Origin of the sequence: Natronobacillus azotifigens (assembly GCF_026805325.1) — a bacterium.
GTDB classification, from domain to species: domain Bacteria; phylum Bacillota; class Bacilli; order Bacillales; family Amphibacillaceae; genus Natronobacillus; species Natronobacillus azotifigens.
In genome coordinates this window covers 1-1,570 of record NZ_JAPRAT010000064.1, presented here as the reverse complement: position 1 = coordinate 1,570, position 1,570 = coordinate 1, and the positions used below count along the sequence as shown (strand labels likewise).

The 1,570-nt window shown below is 32.0% G+C and carries 2 protein-coding genes and 1 pseudogene; all 3 read right to left on the bottom strand.

Features of this window, described 5'->3' with window-relative positions:
• Positions 1–617: 617 nt before the first annotated feature.
• Positions 618–1,004, bottom strand: coding sequence for an ATP-binding protein (locus tag OWO01_RS16040; protein WP_336284415.1), 387 nt, complete (start codon positions 1,002–1,004; stop codon positions 618–620).
• Positions 1,005–1,030: 26 nt separating this feature from the next.
• Complete coding sequence (locus OWO01_RS16035) at positions 1,031–1,177, bottom strand: hypothetical protein (protein ID WP_272506208.1); 147 nt, start codon at positions 1,175–1,177, stop codon at positions 1,031–1,033.
• A 115-nt stretch (positions 1,178–1,292) separates the two neighbouring features.
• A pseudogene (locus tag OWO01_RS15855) lies at positions 1,293–1,570 on the bottom strand (IS21 family transposase); the annotation flags it as partial.

Sequence of the window (1,570 nt, the reverse complement as noted above, 5' to 3'; positions counted from 1 at the left end):
GAAATCAATCCCTTAATACGCATTTTGTCGTCGTTGCACTAGTATAATTGTAAAATAATTCCAAATGGATGGAACCGCCTTTACTTGGATATTTACTTTTTCGGCTCTAAATAGCAAGGATAATTAAACTGAAAATTATGAAAACATTTATGCAACGCTAGTGACAGAAGGTAAAAAAATTAATTTTTATTAAATTTATTTGAAGTGGTAAAAGGTCTGTCAAGAATGGCACTTAATCCTCCTATTCATTCAAAACTAGTTATTAAAATACGAATAAATTGTATTTTAATAACGTAAATAATAGAAAATAAATTAATTATCAGCTAAATAATGTTTGAAATAAGATTGTATTTTTTATATTGTTTACTCTTTCAAAACATAGTTGTTCACTTACTTTAAAGTCATTAGCCAATAGTTTAATATATATAAGAACATTCTAAGTCGTAGTTTAACAGCATATTATATGGCAGCGCAGCATATTTAGTAAATCGTTTGCTATCATGTATTTGTCAATTGAAAAGTGAACCATTTGTTAATTTAATTTTGCACCACTTGTTCACTTTCAGATTTTAACCATTCTGCTGTTTCGCGCATGCGATAAGAATTACCATTCATATTTAAAACGTAAGATATCTATGCGTCAAACGATCCGTTAAAGCTGCAGTTAAAACAGAATCTTGAAAGATATCTTGCCAATTGACAAAAGACAAATTACTCGTTATTATCGTTGATTTTCTTCCAGCTCTTAAAGATAAGTACGAGAAAAGTAATTCTGCGCCTTCTTTATCAAATGAAATATAGACTAATTCGTCAAGAATGACGAGGTCATACTTTTCAAATTTTAATTCAAAGCTACGTAATGTTCGTTCTGAACGATGATCTTTTAATTGATTAATAAACGAAGGTACCGTAGCGAAAAACATGCGATAACCGGCTAAACACGCCTCCATTCCCAATCCAACAGCCATATGCGATTTCCCCGTACCAGGTGGTCCAGTTAATATGACATTTTGACCTTTTTCTATAAATGCTATGATTTTAGCTCATTTAACTTTGTTCTTGCTTGTTCAGGTAATGCCTCGACCACAAACTCATCTAATAACTTCTCTTGTGGAAAATTCGCTTGTTTTGCGCGTACAGATCGATCAGCTTTCTCTTGTGTAAACACTTGATACAAAATATCATACGCTTCTTTCTCGTTCTCAAACGCGTCAGAAGACTTGATCAGCCTTCTGATGCTTGGGAATCATAATTCTTTACATAATTCAATTATCACTTCTTTTTTTTCGATTTCACATTACTCCTTCACGATAAAAAATAGATTCATATGCTTTGAGGTTCTCTTCAGATTGCTTTTCAATATCATTTTTCATCGTTGAATCCTTTAGGGTATCCATATCCACATTGTCATCCTGTTCACAAATGAATTGAATACGTTCTGTCGATACTTCAGAATAATGAAGTGCTTCCAGCTTCTTAATAGCTTTTACAATATCTGATAAGTTGTCTCTGGCTTTTGCATATTCGAGTAATGCTAGAAAATCTTTTTCGTTTCCGATATAATAAGTGT